The sequence below is a fragment of the Streptomyces sp. NPDC058307 genome, from assembly GCF_042880295.1.
In the GTDB taxonomy this organism is placed as follows: Bacteria; Actinomycetota; Actinomycetes; order Streptomycetales; family Streptomycetaceae; genus Streptomyces.
In genome coordinates, this window is the sequence record NZ_JBHVYZ010000044.1 from 21,768 (window position 1) to 35,708 (window position 13,941).

At 70.0% G+C, this 13,941-nt stretch carries 14 protein-coding genes; 5 read left to right on the forward strand and 9 right to left on the reverse strand.

Annotated features, from left to right (window positions below):
- Positions 1-121: 121 nt before the first annotated feature.
- The 5 genes from ACFVYN_RS27785 to ACFVYN_RS27805 all read right to left on the reverse strand — a co-directional run bounded on the left by ACFVYN_RS27785 (position 122) and on the right by ACFVYN_RS27805 (position 4,525).
- Positions 122-1,276: a uroporphyrinogen-III synthase gene (locus tag ACFVYN_RS27785; RefSeq protein ID WP_390002990.1), complete on the reverse strand. Its 1,155-nt coding sequence runs from the start codon at positions 1,274-1,276 to the stop codon at positions 122-124.
- A gap of 98 nt (positions 1,277-1,374) precedes the next feature.
- Positions 1,375-2,757: a nitrate/nitrite transporter gene (locus ACFVYN_RS27790; protein WP_390002993.1), complete on the reverse strand. Its 1,383-nt coding sequence runs from the start codon at positions 2,755-2,757 to the stop codon at positions 1,375-1,377.
- A 210-nt stretch (positions 2,758-2,967) separates the two neighbouring features.
- Positions 2,968-3,645, reverse strand: a complete 678-nt coding sequence (locus tag ACFVYN_RS27795) for a nucleotidyl transferase AbiEii/AbiGii toxin family protein (protein ID WP_390002996.1) — start codon at positions 3,643-3,645, stop codon at positions 2,968-2,970.
- Positions 3,642-3,944 (reverse strand): hypothetical protein, encoded by a 303-nt coding sequence (locus ACFVYN_RS27800; protein WP_390002999.1) that lies wholly within the window; start codon positions 3,942-3,944, stop codon positions 3,642-3,644. Before ACFVYN_RS27800 ends, ACFVYN_RS27795 begins: the two co-directional genes overlap by 4 nt.
- A gap of 113 nt (positions 3,945-4,057) precedes the next feature.
- On the reverse strand, positions 4,058-4,525 hold the full coding sequence (locus tag ACFVYN_RS27805; RefSeq protein ID WP_390003002.1) for an ATP-binding protein: 468 nt from the start codon (positions 4,523-4,525) through the stop codon (positions 4,058-4,060).
- Between the two features lie 233 nt (positions 4,526-4,758).
- Here ACFVYN_RS27805 and ACFVYN_RS27810 point away from each other — a divergent pair, with 233 nt between their 5' ends.
- From ACFVYN_RS27810 to ACFVYN_RS27820, 3 genes are read left to right on the forward strand one after another with little or no spacing between them, the layout of a single operon-like run.
- Positions 4,759-5,613 (forward strand): helix-turn-helix domain-containing protein, encoded by an 855-nt coding sequence (locus ACFVYN_RS27810; protein WP_390003004.1) that lies wholly within the window; start codon positions 4,759-4,761, stop codon positions 5,611-5,613.
- A 12-nt stretch (positions 5,614-5,625) separates the two neighbouring features.
- Entirely contained in the window at positions 5,626-5,847 is a 222-nt protein-coding gene (locus tag ACFVYN_RS27815; RefSeq protein ID WP_390003006.1) for a DUF397 domain-containing protein, read from the forward strand.
- 53 nt (positions 5,848-5,900) lie between these two features.
- On the forward strand, positions 5,901-6,722 hold the full coding sequence (locus tag ACFVYN_RS27820; protein WP_390003008.1) for a MerR family transcriptional regulator: 822 nt from the start codon (positions 5,901-5,903) through the stop codon (positions 6,720-6,722).
- 62 nt (positions 6,723-6,784) lie between these two features.
- On the opposite strand, the gene ACFVYN_RS27825 is transcribed toward ACFVYN_RS27820, so the two are convergent.
- Genes ACFVYN_RS27825 through ACFVYN_RS27835 form a run of 3 tightly spaced genes read right to left on the reverse strand, consistent with a single transcriptional unit; the run spans position 6,785 to position 10,991 of the window.
- Entirely contained in the window at positions 6,785-8,005 is a 1,221-nt protein-coding gene (locus ACFVYN_RS27825; RefSeq protein WP_390003010.1) for an acyltransferase, read from the reverse strand.
- A complete protein-coding gene (locus ACFVYN_RS27830; RefSeq protein WP_390003013.1) occupies positions 8,002-10,203 on the reverse strand; it encodes a glycosyltransferase in 2,202 nt (733 codons plus the stop codon). The genes ACFVYN_RS27825 and ACFVYN_RS27830 overlap by 4 nt, the downstream gene beginning before the upstream one ends.
- Positions 10,203-10,991 carry a hypothetical protein gene (locus tag ACFVYN_RS27835; protein WP_390003016.1) on the reverse strand — a complete coding sequence of 263 codons (789 nt, stop codon included), beginning with the start codon at positions 10,989-10,991 and terminating at the stop codon, positions 10,203-10,205. Before ACFVYN_RS27835 ends, ACFVYN_RS27830 begins: the two co-directional genes overlap by 1 nt.
- Before the next feature lie 3 nt (positions 10,992-10,994).
- Between ACFVYN_RS27835 and ACFVYN_RS27840 the strand changes: the two genes are divergently transcribed.
- Positions 10,995-11,174: a hypothetical protein gene (locus tag ACFVYN_RS27840; protein WP_390003019.1), complete on the forward strand. Its 180-nt coding sequence runs from the start codon at positions 10,995-10,997 to the stop codon at positions 11,172-11,174.
- A gap of 347 nt (positions 11,175-11,521) precedes the next feature.
- Here ACFVYN_RS27840 and ACFVYN_RS27845 read toward each other — a convergent pair whose 3' ends face one another.
- Entirely contained in the window at positions 11,522-12,517 is a 996-nt protein-coding gene (locus tag ACFVYN_RS27845; protein ID WP_390003022.1) for a LysR family transcriptional regulator, read from the reverse strand.
- Positions 12,518-12,600: 83 nt separating this feature from the next.
- Here ACFVYN_RS27845 and ACFVYN_RS27850 point away from each other — a divergent pair, with 83 nt between their 5' ends.
- Positions 12,601-13,911, forward strand: coding sequence for an MFS transporter (locus tag ACFVYN_RS27850; protein ID WP_390003025.1), 1,311 nt, complete (start codon positions 12,601-12,603; stop codon positions 13,909-13,911).
- The last annotated feature ends 30 nt before the right edge of the window (positions 13,912-13,941 follow it).

Genomic DNA, 13,941 nt, shown 5'->3' on the forward strand with positions numbered 1-13,941 from the left:
GAGGAGTTCGAGGACCCGTGGGTGGCGTGGACGTGGTGCGGGCGGTGTTGCTGACGGGGGCGCTGGGGCTGCTGATGAAGGCGACGGGCAGGTGTGCGGCCCAGGTCGGCCGGTCGGCCGACTAGGTGTCCGAGTACTTCGCGTCCGCCGCCGGGTCCAGTGCCAGTCGGTACCCCCGCTTCACCACCGTCTGGATCAGCTTGGGCGCGCCGAGGGCCGTGCGGAGGCGGGCCATCGCCGTCTCCACCGCGTGTTCGTCGCGGCCCGCGCCCGGCAGCGCCCGCAGGAGCTCGGCCCGGGACACCACCCAGCCGGGCCGCCGGGACAGCGACCGCAGCAGCGACATCCCCGCCGGGGGCACCGGCCGCAGCGTCCCGTCGACCAGCACCGCGTGTCCCCGGATCTCCACCCGGTGGCCGGCGATGGGCAAGGTCCGGGCCCGCCCGGGAAGTTCCTGGCACAGCAACTGCACGAGCGGTCCGAGCCGGAAGCGCTCGGGCGACACCGTGTCCACGCCCCGCGCCTGCAAGGGCAACGCGGTCACCGGCCCGACACACGCCGGCAGCACGTCATGGTTGAGCGCGGCCAGCAGTTCCGGCAGCAGACCGCGGTCCTCGGCCCGGGACAGCAGCGAGGCCGCGGCGGGAGCGCTGGTGAAGGTGAGCGCGTCGAGACCGCGGGAGACCGCCGCGTCCAGCAGCCGGTCCACCGGCCCGATGTCCTCCGGCGGCATCCACCGGTACACCGGCACCCCCACGACCTCCGCTCCCCCGGCCCGCAGCGCCTCCACGAACCCGGGCAACGGCTCCCCGTGCAGCTGAATGGCGACCCGGCGCCCCTCGACGCCCTCCTCCAGCAGCCGGTCCAGCACCTCGGCCATGGACTCGGACGACGGCGACCAGTCCTCCGTCAGCCCGGCGGCCCGTACGGCCCCCTTGACCTTGGGCCCGCGCGCGAGCAGCTCCACCTCGCGCAGCCGGTCGAGAAGCGCCTCACCGAGCCCCCACCCGTCGGCGGCCTCGACCCACCCCCGGAACCCGATGGCGGTCGTGGCGATCACGACGTCGGGCGCCTGGTCGATCAGGTCCTTCGTCGCCGCCAGCAGCTCGCTGTCGTCGGAGAGGGGCACGATCCGCAGGGCGGGCGCGTGCAGCACCGCGGCCCCGCGGCGCTGGAGCAGCGCACCGAGCTCGTCCGCCCGGCGCGCGGCCGTGACTCCCACGGTGAACCCCGCCAGGGGGCCGTGTTGCTCTGTTGCCTGCTGTTCGTCGTACATGGCTGTCGTCCCGCTGTCTGTCGTCCGACCTACATGCCGACCGAGCCTGTCAACGGCTCGTGACAGGCTCGGTTCGGGTTCATGTCGCCAGTGTTACGTCACACCTCGGCGTAGTTGAGCTGCGGCTTCGCCTCGGAGGCGGTCGCGGCCCGGCCCTGGGCGGCCGTACGGCGAAGGTATACGGCCCAGGTGACCAGGAAGCAGGCCGCGTAGAAGGCGAGGAAGGCGACGAACGCGCCGGTTCCGGAGCCGTAGGAGAGGAAGGACTGGCGGAAGGCGAGGTTGATGCCGACGCCGCCGAGCGCGCCGACCGCGCCGATCAGCCCCATGGAGGCACCGGAGAGGCGACGCCCGTAGGCGGCGGCCGCTTCGCCCTCCAGCCCCTTGGCGAGGGCCTTCGTGTGGAAGATGCCGGGGATCATCTTGAACGTCGAGCCGTTGCCGAGGCCGCTGAGGACGAAGAGCACCACGAACGCGGTGGTGAACAGTCCGAGCGACTTCTGCATGCTGGCGGCGATCAGGACCGCGGTCGCCGCGCCCATGCCGACGTAGTTGTACAGGGTGATCTTCGCGCCGCCGTACTTGTCGGCCAGCGCGCCGCCCACCGGACGGATCAGCGAGCCGAGCAGCGGGCCGATGAAGGTGACGTACGCGGCCTCCAGCGGGGTCCGGCCGAACTGGTTCGTCAGCACCTGCCCGAAGGCGAAGCTGTAGCCGATGAACGAGCCGAACGTGCCGATGTAGAGGAAGGACATGATCCAGGTGTGACCGTCCCGCGCGGCGTCCTTGGCGGCGCCGGTGTCGTTCTTCACGTTCTCGATGTTGTCCATGAAGAGCGCGGCGAGGACGGCGGCGACGAGGATCAGCGGGATGTAGATCCCGAGCAGCACCCGGGGTCCGCCGCTGGCGCCGATGATCGCGAGGGCGACCAGCTGGATGACCGGGACGCCGATGTTGCCGCCGCCGGCGTTGAGCCCGAGCGCCCACCCCTTCTTACGGAGGGGGAAGAACGCGTTGATGTTCGTCATGGACGACGCGAAGTTGCCGCCGCCGATGCCGGCCAGCAGGCCGACCAGCAGGAAGGTGTTGAACGAGGTCCCCGGCTTCATCACGGTGAACGCGGCGATGGTGGGGACGAGGAGCAGGCTGGCCGAGATGATCGTCCAGTTCCGCCCGCCGAAGAGTGCGACGGCGAAGGTGTAGGGGACGCGGACGACGGCACCGACGAGCGTGACCATCGACGTGAGCAGGAACTTGTCGGCCGGGGTGAGCCCGTACTCCGGGCCCATGAAGAGCACCAGCACGGACCACATGGTCCAGACCGAGAACCCGATGTGCTCGGAGAGAACGGAGAAGAGCAGGTTCCGCTTGGCGACCTTCTCGCCGGTCTCCTTCCAGAAGGTCTCGTCCTCCGGATCCCACTGCTGGATCCAGCGACCGCCCCTGCTCGGGGGTGCGGGGGCTGTACTAGGGGCTGTCATGACGCCTCCACGGTGCGACGGGGCTCGGTCCTGCTTCGAGTGGCTGATCCGAAGGTAGGGAGGACGCGTTTCCTGCCTGTGGCACCGGGTGACCGGAAGGGAACGTTGCTCTCACCCCGGCGGGGGGCGGGATGAGAGGTCGTGGGGGCTTTGTGTTACGAACAGCTCCGCGCGTCGGGCGGCCGTGCTGTGAGGACCGCTCCGACCACTTCAGTCGTCGGCATCCTCGACATCGTCGTAGTCCTCGGCCAGCCGCAGGCCCAGGTCGGACTCCCACTCCAGGGCCCATCGCCGCAGCTCAGCGATGTCCTCTGGGCTGAGCCCGTAGGCGGCGAACTCCTCGTCACTGACCCATACGACGCTCTCGAGCCGGTCGCGGAGCTCGACGAGGTCGAATTCGCTCTCGTCCCGCGCGCCGAGCTGCTCCAGCTCGATGACGGAGTAGTACCGGCAGGCTGCGTGGACGTCGATCACGTCACGCGGCAGACCGCGATCGCCGAGGGCGCGTACCTTCATGACCACCAGGTCTTCGAGATCGACCACGGGGCCGACGTCCATGGCTACCGGTTGACGAGCCAAGGCTTCTTTGAGGAGGTCTACTTCGCAGGCCTCCCGGCTGTCCGGATCCGTTACGAGGAGCCGTGCCTTGAGCGGCCTGACATCGACAACGACGACCGTCCAGCCCTTCCCCCGCAGGCCGTCCGCAAGGCGCGGGACGATGTCGGTCATCGACGCAAGGTGCCGAGTCGCGAAGTCCAGATCCTGACTGGGACGGGCGACCAGGCCATGAGCCTGCACGGCATACCCGCCGGCGAGGGCGAGCTCGTAGTCCTCGCCCGCGTCGAGGGCATCCGCCAGCAGTCGGCGATGCAGCGGGGGCAGCTTCATACCGAGCCGGAACGGCGGAGCTCGGGACCGGAACGGCGGAGCTCGAGAAAGGCTTCCTCCCACGTCTCGCGCACGCCACGCCCCAGCATCTTGCGCAGGATCGGCCAGTGGCGGACGAGGTGCCCCTGATCGAGATAGCGGACGAAGTCGTCCGTCGATCCGTTGTTCAGGACGATCCGGTACAGGCCCAGCAGCAGCTTCACATCACCGAGATCGAAGACCCGCAGCCCGGACCATGCGAGTTCCAGGGGAAGCGCGACGGATCCGCTCTTGGGTCCGGCCAGCTCGTCGAGCGTCACCGGCAGCCGCTCCATCCCGTAACCCCAGCGGGAAGGCGCGCTCCTGCTTCTGTGTGCGTGCTCGGCCACGACAGCAGTATGCCGGGCTTGTACGACAGCCGCGGCTGGACTGCTCAACGCTTCCCACCGCACCGGTCACCCCGGCCCACCTCGAACCACAACAGCTTCCCCGCACCTCGGTCGAGAAGCCCGTCCCCCAGCGACCAGCCACCCCATGCATCGGCGAACTCCTGGACGAGGAACAACCCGCGTCCGCCGACAGCACCCACCGAGCCGGGCGGAACACGGTCACCGGGCGGTTCGGCGAAGGGTGCCGGGATGTGGGGATGGCTGTCCCAGACCCCGACCCACAGCCGCCCCTCGCCCAGGGCGGTCAGCCTCAACGAGGCGGGCCCCTTGGTGTGCAGGTAGGCGTTGGTGACGAGTTCGGACGTCAGCAGCTCCACGGCGTCGAGGACTTCGGCCATGCCGTGGCTGTTCAGAGCGGCCCGCACGGTCGTACGTGCGACGCGTGCGGCTCTGGGGTCATGCGGCAGACGAAGGGCGTACACCCAGGTGTCGGGCAGGGCTACGGTGACCATCGAATACCTCCGGCGGAAGGGAAACGGGGCTTCGACGACTACTCGCTCAACGGCCGCGCCGTGCGGTGGCTGTGCCTTGTGGGTGCGCTTCCGGCTTATGGGCGGGGGGAGTTGGGCGACAAGAAGTACAGTAGAGGCATGCGGGAGATACATCTTCCGAATAGAAGAGATGCACCCGTTATTACTTCGTGTGGGTTACACGACCACCGCACCGCAGCCCGGAAGGACGCGCTTTGCCGCCCACCAGCAACCCCACCCTGCGCCAGCGCCGACTCGGGGCCGAACTGCGCAAACTCCGCGAGCAGGCCGGCTTCACCACGACCGGTGCCGCCTCGATGTTCGGCGTCAACCAAGGGCGCATCAGCATGATCGAGACCGGCCGCAGCCCCCTCAGCGCCGACCGCGTCCGGGCCATGGCGTCCGCCTACGCCTGCTCCGACGAAGCTCTGATCGACGCCCTGGCCGAGATGACGGGACGGCGGACGCCCGGCTGGTGGGAGACGTACCGCGATCATCTACCGGCGGCGCTGGTCGACCTGGCCGAACTGGAGCACCACGCAACGGGGCTGCGCGTAGCCCTAGTGATTCACATCCCCGCGCTGCTGCAGACGACGGACCACGCTCGTTCCCTCTTCCGAGCAGTCGTACCGCCCATGCGGCAGTACGAGATCGAACACCGCCTCACCCACCGCATCAAGCGGCAAGGCATCCTGCACCGGGAAGATCCGCCCGCGTATTCGGCATTCATCCACGAGACAGCCCTGCGCATGGGCTTCGGCGGCCCCGCTGTCGTACGCGGCCAGCTCAAGCATCTACTGGACATGAGCGAACTGGCCCACGTCACCGTCCGCGTGATCCCCTTCGGCACCGAGTTCTTCCCGAGCACAGGCCAGTCCTTCGACTACGTAGAGGGCGCCGTCCCCCAGCTCGACACCGTTCAGCTGGACACACACCACGGGGGCTGCGGCTTCCTCGACACGGAGGCATGGTTGAGCAAGTACCGTGCGGTGCTTGATCACATGGAAACCTGCGCACTCGGCACCGCTGAGTCACGCGACGTGATCCACCGCCTCATTCAGAACACGTGAAAGGGCCGTACCGTGCAGACCCCCCACTGGCAGAAGTCCAGCTACAGCGGCGACAGCTCGAACTGCGTCGAGATAGCCGCCATCTCCAGCGCCACGCACGTCCGCGACTCAAAGTCGACGGAAAGCCCCCACCTCGTCTTCCAGTCCTTCGCCTGGGCCGCCTTCATCTCGCACACCGCATCGAGCAGCCGCTCGCGCCAGACCACGGAAGGGCAGCCGGGCTTGGACACCTGATGGGCGTGCTTCTTGACCCTCACACCGTGTCAGGCGGTCAGCTCGGAGACATCATGTTCACCATCGGAGACTTCGCCCGGCACGGCCGCGTGTCAGTCCGGATGCTGCGGCACTACGACGCGACCGGCCTGCTGCGTCCGGTTCATGTCGACCCCGCCAGCGGCTACCGCTACTACACCGCCGCCCAACTCGCCCGCCTCAACCGGATCATCGCGCTCAAGGACCTCGGGTTCACCCTCCAGCAGGTCCAGGACATCGTCGACGAGAAGGTCAGCGCGGTGGAACTACGCGGCATGCTGCGGCTGCGGCGGGCCGAACTGGAGACCGCTATGGCTGCCGCGGGAGCACGGCTGATCCAGGTCGAGGCGAGGCTCCGAGCGATCGAGAGCGAGGGGCGCATGCCCACGAACGACGTTGTGATCAAGAGTGTCCCCACCGTCCGGGTGGCGGAGCTGACCGCGACCGCCGCGAGTTTCGAGCCCGAGGACATCGGCCCGGTCATCGGGCCCCTCTACGACGAGCTGTTCCGGCGGCTGGGCTCGGCGGGTGTCACTCCCACGGGCCCCGGTGTGGCCTACTACGAGGACGCCCCGGAGGGCGGTGGCAGGATCAGCGTCCACGCCGCCGTCCAGGTCTCCGCCCCTCTCCAGGACGGCGACTTCCGCATCCTCGACCTGCCGTCTCTCGACCAGGCGGCGACCATCGTGCACCGCGGCTCCATGGACACCGTGCTCCCCACCGCCCAGGCCCTGGCCCGCTGGATCGACGGCAACGGCTACCAGTCGACCGGATACCCACGCGAGATCAACCTGGAGTGCCCCGAGAACCGCGACGACTGGGTGACGGAACTGCAGGCACCGGTGACCCGGATCTGATCACACGGGCTCCTGGCCTCGCCGGGCTCCGCCTCCCGTATCGGGTGCGGAGCCCGTAGTCGTCAGGACCCCTGTCCCCCGGTCACCGCAGCGCCCACCCGACCCCGTCGTGAACCGTCGGGCCACACCCTCGGCCTGCGCTTCGCCGCCAGGTCCTCGATCCACCCGAACGCCAGGATCGCGAGTGCGATCAGCGGCCAGACCAGGACGAACATCCACAGCATGTCCGTCGCGTCGAGCGCCGCGACCGCGCGGTCGCTCTGCATGAAGGGGAGGCGGTAGGCCAGGTCGATGATCGGGACCGTGGCCATGATCAGCAGGTTGTGCCACAGGTAGATCGTGACGGCACGGTTGTTGGAGAGGGTCACCAGTCTGTCCCAGCGGGCCAGGCGGCCCGGCAGCTCCTGCCAGGACGGTGAGTACTGGAGCAGGATCACCACGAATCCGAAGGACCAGGCGGCCTGGGCGAGCGGGATGTCGTTCAGGTCCCAGCCGTCGGGGCCCTGATGACCGGAGGCCCACCACAGGGCGAAGGCCATCACCATGACCGAGCCGGAGACGGCGAGATAGCGCGGGACCTTCGCCAGTACGCCCTCGTGGTGCGCGAAACCGAGGATCCAGCAGCTGCCGTAGACCGCGAAGTCTGAGACGGTGTTGCCGAGTTCGCCGGGGATGGTCACAAGTCCCGTTCCCACTACGGCCGTCAGGGCCAGCGGAGCCAGCAGGGTCGCCCACGGCACCCTGCGGAACGCCCACAGCAGCAGCGGGGAGGCCAGCACGAACCACAGGTACGCGCGGAGGTACCACAGCGGGCCCACCGCCTGGTCCGCCCATGTGCTCTCCAGCAGGTCCTTCGGGAAGCCGACCTCCCAGGGGTACGGCGGGGCCCCGATCGGGATGGCGTAGTTGACCATTTGCAGGAGGCCCCAGGTGCCGCTGTGGTCCGGGTCCTCCGATAGCTTCCAGCCGCCGACGAACATCAGTGGCAGCACCACCGCGCTGAACGCCCAGAGGGGCGGCAGGAGTCGGCGGAGCCGTCCCCTGATCACGCTCAGTGCCGGCCTCTTCAGCGAGCGCGCCATCAGTGAGCCCGCCAGCGCGAACATCACGCCCATGGACGGGAACAGGACCGTCAGCCAGGCCCAGCCGAAGAGGTGGTAGAGGACGACTCGGACCAGCGCCAGGGAGCGGAGAAGGTCCAGATAGCGGTCCCGACCGGCCGGCTTGGGCGGGGCGACCACCCCGGGCTGCTCCCGCTGATCCGCCGTGTACTCCTGCGTCATCCGACCGGCCTCCGCTCGTCACTGCCACTTCGCCGCTGCTGCCGCGGTACCGGTCCGCCCGGTGCCTCGACGACTCCCGTGCGGCGCAGCTTCTGCCAGCGCAGGCGGCCTCCCGTGAGGGCCGTGATCCAGGACTGGAGCAACACGACGTACATGAGCTGGCGGTAGAGGATCTGCTGCAACGGCAGCGAGATCAGGTGGGTCATGCGCTCCCGGTCGAGGCGGAACGCGTAGGCGGCGCAGACCAGTTGGAGCGCGAGGACGCCCAGCCAGGCCACGATCGTCCTCTCGGTCGGGCCGAACACGACGCCGTAGAGAAGGAATACGTCGATCAGGGGGGCCAGCAGGGGCGCCACCACCATGAAGAGGGAGACCAGGGGCAGGCCGACGCGGCCGAAGCGGCCCGACGGGCCCCGTTCCACCAGTGCCTTGCGGTGCTTCCAGATCGCCTGCATGGTGCCGTACGACCACCGGTAGCGCTGGGACCAGAGCTGTTGGACCGACTCCGGTGCCTCCGTCCAGGCGCGCGCCTTCTCGGCGTAGACCACGCGCCAGCCGTCCCGGTGCATGGCCATGGTGATGTCGGTGTCCTCGGCGAGCGTGTCGTCGCTCATGCCGCCGACGCGTTCCAGGGCGGACCGGCGGAAGGCTCCCACCGCACCCGGGATCGTCGGCATGCAGCGCAGGACGTCGTACATCCGGCGGTCGAGGTTGAAGCCCATCACGTACTCGATGTGCTGCCAGGCCCCGATCATCGAGTCGCGGTTGCCGACCTTCGCGTTGCCGGCGACGGCTCCCACGCGGGGGTCGCCGAAGGGCTGCACCAGCTCGCGGACCGTGGACGGTTCGAAGACGGTGTCGCCGTCCATCATCACGATGATGTCGTGACGGGCGTTCGCCAGACCGCGGTTCAGCGCGGCCGGCTTGCCCGCGTTGAGCTGGCGTACGACCCGGACGTTCGGCAGGCCCATCGCCTCGACGATCCGGGCGGTGCCGTCGCTCGAACCGTCGTCGATGACGAGCACCTCGATGGGGTGCTCGCTCGCCATCAGTGAACGGACGGTGTTCTCGATGCACTTGGCCTCGTTGTACGCCGGGACCAGCACCGACACCGGCTGGGTGACCGGCGCTCCCCAGCGGAAGTCCTTGCGGCGGACCCGGCGGGCGTGGATGCCCGAGAGCAGCAGCATGAGGAGGAAGCGGCCGATGACCAGGGAACCGATGATCGAGAGCCCGACGACGAGGACGTCGGTGATCTGCTCGGAGGCCTGGACCAAGAAGATCCACGCCTTGCCCTTCCACAGTTCGGGGCCTGCGACGGCGGTGTGCGCGCTGGGCGCGTCGAGGGCCTCGGTGAGGTTGTCGAACGCGTAGCCCTTGTCCTTCATGGCGGGCAGGAACCGGTCGAGTGCCTGGACCGTCTGGTGGCGGTCACCGCCGGAGTCGTGCATCAGCACGATCGCGCCCTTGCCGTTCTTCGGCGTGGCGTTGCGGATGATCCGGCGTACGCCGGGCTTCTGCCAGTCCTCGCTGTCGGTGTTGTTGACGACGGTGATGTAGCCGCGGGTGCCGATGTACTCGGTGACCGGCCAGGACCTGTTGTCCATGGCGTCGGCGAAGGAGGAGTACGGAGGGCGGAACAGCGAGGTGCGGATACCGGCCGCGCCGGCGAGGGCGAGCTGGTTCTGGGAGAGCTCCCAGTCGATGCGCTTCTTCGACTGGAAGGACAGGTCGGGGTGGTTGAAGGTGTGCAGCCCGATCTCGTGGCCCTCGTCGACGATGCGCTTGACCAGGTCCGGGTAGCGGGAGGCCATGGTGCCGGTGACGAAGAAGACGGCGTGCGCGTGGTGCTTCTTCAGCACGTCCAGGACCTTCGGGGTCCAGGTCGGGTCGGGGCCGTCGTCGAAGGTGAGGACGAGCCGGCGGTCGGGCATCTTCAGGCTGGTGACGCGGCCGCCGCGGGTGTCGATCACCGGCCCGCCTTCGAGGATCTTCTCCGGCACCTTGTCGGTGGATGCCTCGGACCGGACGCGGTGGTCGGCGAGGATCTCGCTGTGGACGTAGCCGCGCAGCATCAGCATCGCCATCAGGGCTACGAGGACGAGCACGGGCAGCAGCAGGCGCATGGGCAGGCGACGGCGCCTGGAGCCGTCGGGGGCTCCTGGCGCGGCCCCCGGGCGGCGGGTGCGGGATGCCATCAGAGGATGTTCTCCGGGGACGGGGAGGAAAGCGGGGCGCCGGAGGAGAGCGGGACGCCGGAGGAGAGCGGCGCGCCGGAGGGCGCGGCCGGAGCGGAGGTGTCGGGTGCCGAGGGCTGGGACGTCTCCGACGCGACGGGCGAGGGGGCGGCCGGGCCGTCGGCGACCGTGCCGGGGCCGGCGCTTTCGCCGCCCGTGGTCTGGGTCGGGGCGACCGAGGGTTCGGGGCTGGTGGTGACCGGCGGGGTGACCGACGCGCTGGGCGGCGGGGTGACCGACTGCGTCGGCTGCGTCGACGGATCCGCGCTGACCGACGGGTTGCCGCCCGGCTGGCTGGCGGTGGCCGACGGATCGGCGGACGCCCCCGGCCTGCCCGGGCTCACGGTGGCACCGGGCGCGGTGCCGCTGACTCCGGGCACCGGCGTGGCCCCGCCGCTGACCGTCGGGGTGGTCCCCGGGATCACCCCCGCGGCGGCGGAGGGCTCGGCGGACTCGGCCGGCATCGGACTGGTGTCGACCTTGCCGGCCGGGGCGTCGTCCTTCGGGCCGGTCATGGGGAGCCAGGGCGCGTTGGAGTTGCCGGACAGCAGGGTAACGACGATGACGACGGCGTAGACCGCGCAGGCCAGACCGACGGCGATGCCGATCCGGCGGAAGCGCCGGCTGCGCCGGCCCGACGCGTCGACGAAGACCGGGCCGTCGGAGCCCTCGGATCCGCCGTCGCCTCCGGGGCGGGCCTCGATACGGCCCTCGCCGCTCAGGCTGATCCCGTCGAGCTGGACCGTCACCTCGTGCGGGTCGTGGGCGCCGTCGGCACCGCCACCGCCACCGCTGCCGGACTCGTCCCAGGGATCGCGTACGACGGCTCTACGGCCGGGCGGCTCGGGGAGGTCCCGGTCGCGGTCCGCTCTCGGGGCTCCCGGGAAGTCACCCTTCCCGTCCCCGGCCGGGGCTCCGGTTTCACCGGTTGATCCGGCTGGTCCGGTTGCTCCGGCTAGTCCGGTTGCTCCGGTTGCTCCGGTTATTCCGGCTTCTTCGTTTTCCCTGATTTCTGCGGTTTCCGGAAAGGCCTGGGTGGCACCCCCGGTCGTCCCGGTGTCCTGGGTGCCTGATGCCACCTCGGGCCATTCCGGTTGGGCGTCTTCTCGCCACTTTTTCACGCGCACGTACATCCCCCCACGGGCTGATCTGGGCGCGCTGTCGACCTTGAGCACACGTCGGCCGAACCGGGCCCCCACCCGGTCCTGGCGCCCCCTTTACCACGCCGTGCTCAGGCCCACGAATGTAGCGCAGAGGCACGGGCCGTGTGCGCCATGTGTCATTTGTGGATGTTCATATCGGCCTCATCGGTGGCTGGAATCCATCCATCGGAGGGCCGACGAAGCCAGTCAAGTTCGACGGACAGTTCGATTGCGGCGTGCCGAAGGGCATCGAACGCGGGGTGCACCAGACCCCTGCGCCACACCAGCGACACGGGCGACAGCGGCACCGGTTCGACCAGCGGTCGCAGCACGGTGCCAGGCATAGCCGGAAAATCCATGACCGCGAGAATCGGGTTCCGGGTCTTCGCCATGATCCGCCGGAACTCCTCGTCGCCGACCGCGAGCGGGGCCGGCGGGGCGAGCTGGATGCCCCGTCCTTCGAACAACCGACGAGCGAGATCGGTCCATTCCGGAGTGCGCGGATTTCCGGCTCCCGCGTAGACCGTCTCGCCCTCCAGGGCGGCGAGCGGCACCCGCTCCAGGCAGGCCAGCCGGTGGTCCTCGGGAAGGACGACGGCCATGGGCTCGTACCGCACGGGCTGGTGGTCCAGGCCCGCCCGCAGCGCCGGGTCCAGACCGGTGAACCGGCCGAAGGACGCGTCGAGGCGACCGGCCAGCAGTTCCCCCGCCGCACCCGTCAGCCCGCTCTCGTAGCGGGCCATGAGCTCCTGGTCGGGGGCGAGTTCCCGGGCCCGCAGCAGCACGGCGCGGGCGGTGGCCTGGTCGGGGAAGTTCAAGTCCACGAGCAGGGGGCGGGCCTGCGCGAAGGCGGCGAGCAGCGCGTCCTGGGCGTCCAGGGCCCGGCGGGCGTACGGCACCAGCCGCTCACCGTCGACGGTCAGGGTCACCTGCCGGGTGGTGCGTACGAACAGCTCCGCGCCCAACTCCCGCTCCAGGCGCCGTACATCACGGCTGAGCGCCTGCTGGGCGACGTAGAGCCGGGCCGCCGCGCGCGTGAAGTGCAGCTCGTCGGCGACGGCGAGGAAGGCGCGCAGGAGACGGGGGTCGAGGTGGTGGGAGCGGGGGCCGGGTCTCGGGCTGGGCACGGACATCGGGCGAACTTACAACACAGGTGCGTCAATCGGTACGGAGAAGGTGTTGGACCGCTTGATCGTCCGGGCGCGACGGTGTGTGCATGCCGCAACCGGACCGACCGATGTTCACCATGACCGCGGACACGCTGGTCATCGTCGACTTCAGCGAACGAGGATCACGCGCGCGCTCTACGTACTCACGGGAGCCCGGCCCCTACCGCCGTCTCCTCGTCACCCCCGGAGCCCGCGCCTTCACCGTCGGGAACCTTCTCGCCCGGCTTCCCATGGGCATGTTCAGCGTCAGCGCGGTCGTGATGATCGCGGGGACGCGTGGGTCGTACGCCCTCGCCGGCGCCGTCACCGCGGCAGGCCTCGCGGCCACGGCGGTGGTCGCTCCGTGGACCGCGCGGCTCGTCGACCGACACGGACAGGCCAGGATCGCCGTACCGGCCACGGCACTCGCCGCACTGGGTTCGCTGGCGCTGCTGCTGTGCGTGCGTCTCGGCGCCCCGGCGTGGACGCTCTTCATGTCGTACGCCGCCACCGCCACGACCCCCAACCTCGGTGGGATGTCCCGGGCCCGCTGGGCCCACCTGCTGCACGGCGACGAGGAGTCGCTGCATGTCGCGAACTCCTTCGAGCAGGTCGTGGACGAGGCGTGCTTCATGGTAGGCCCGGTCCTCGCCGCCTTCCTGTGCACGAGGCTCTTCCCGGAGGCGGGCACGCTGACCGGGGTCGTGCTGCTGGTGACGGGCATGCTGGTGTTCACGGCACAGCGCTCGACGGAACCACCGGTGCGCGGGGGCGGCGGTCTCGCGAAGGCGCCCTTGCGCGCTCGCGGCATCCCGTCCCTGCTCGCCGTCTGCCTCGCCATGGGCGCCGTGTTCGGCTCGATGGAGGTCGCCACCATCGCCTTCGCCGACGCGCGGGGACACCGCTCGGCGGCCGGGATCGTGCTCGCGCTCCAGGCGGCGGGTTCGTGTGCGGCGGGGCTCGTGTACGGGGCGAAACGGCGGACCGGGTCCGCGGAGGACCGCTATGTGTGGTGCATAGCCGCCATGGCGGCCCTGCTGACGCTCCCCCTGCTGGCCGCCTCCCTCACCGGCTCCCTGCTCGCGCTGGCGGCCGCGCTGCTGGTCGTCGGGATGGCGACCGCCCCGACGATGGTCACCGGGATGACCCTGGTCCAGCGGCACACCCCGCCCGGCCGCCTCAACGAGGGCATGACCCTCGCCGTGACCGGCCTGCTCGGCGGCATCGCCTGCGGCAGCGCGGCCGGCGGATGGACGGCGGAACACGTCTCACCGACGGCGGCCTACGGCATCCCGGTCACGGCGGCCGCGGCGGCCCTGATGACCGCCCTCACCCGGACGGGACGCTTCCACGAACGGCACCGGCGCGCAGACCGGTGACGGTCGGGCCGCAACCTACGGCATCCCCGT

What these genes read in the sequence shown, in the direction of transcription:
- ACFVYN_RS27830 (WP_390003013.1), bottom strand. Translation starts at nt 10,203, where the DNA reads ATGGCATCCCGCACCCGCCGCCCGGGGGCCGCGCCAGGAGCCCCCGAC.
- ACFVYN_RS27850 (WP_390003025.1), top strand. Translation starts at nt 12,601, where the DNA reads ATGCCGCAACCGGACCGACCGATGTTCACCATGACCGCGGACACGCTG.
- ACFVYN_RS27845 (WP_390003022.1), bottom strand. Translation starts at nt 12,517, where the DNA reads ATGTCCGTGCCCAGCCCGAGACCCGGCCCCCGCTCCCACCACCTCGAC.
- ACFVYN_RS27805 (WP_390003002.1), bottom strand. Translation starts at nt 4,525, where the DNA reads ATGGTCACCGTAGCCCTGCCCGACACCTGGGTGTACGCCCTTCGTCTG.
- ACFVYN_RS27790 (WP_390002993.1), bottom strand. Translation starts at nt 2,757, where the DNA reads ATGACAGCCCCTAGTACAGCCCCCGCACCCCCGAGCAGGGGCGGTCGC.
- ACFVYN_RS27795 (WP_390002996.1), bottom strand. Translation starts at nt 3,645, where the DNA reads ATGAAGCTGCCCCCGCTGCATCGCCGACTGCTGGCGGATGCCCTCGAC.
- ACFVYN_RS27825 (WP_390003010.1), bottom strand. Translation starts at nt 8,005, where the DNA reads ATGACGCAGGAGTACACGGCGGATCAGCGGGAGCAGCCCGGGGTGGTC.
- ACFVYN_RS27785 (WP_390002990.1), bottom strand. Translation starts at nt 1,276, where the DNA reads ATGTACGACGAACAGCAGGCAACAGAGCAACACGGCCCCCTGGCGGGG.
- ACFVYN_RS27820 (WP_390003008.1), top strand. Translation starts at nt 5,901, where the DNA reads ATGTTCACCATCGGAGACTTCGCCCGGCACGGCCGCGTGTCAGTCCGG.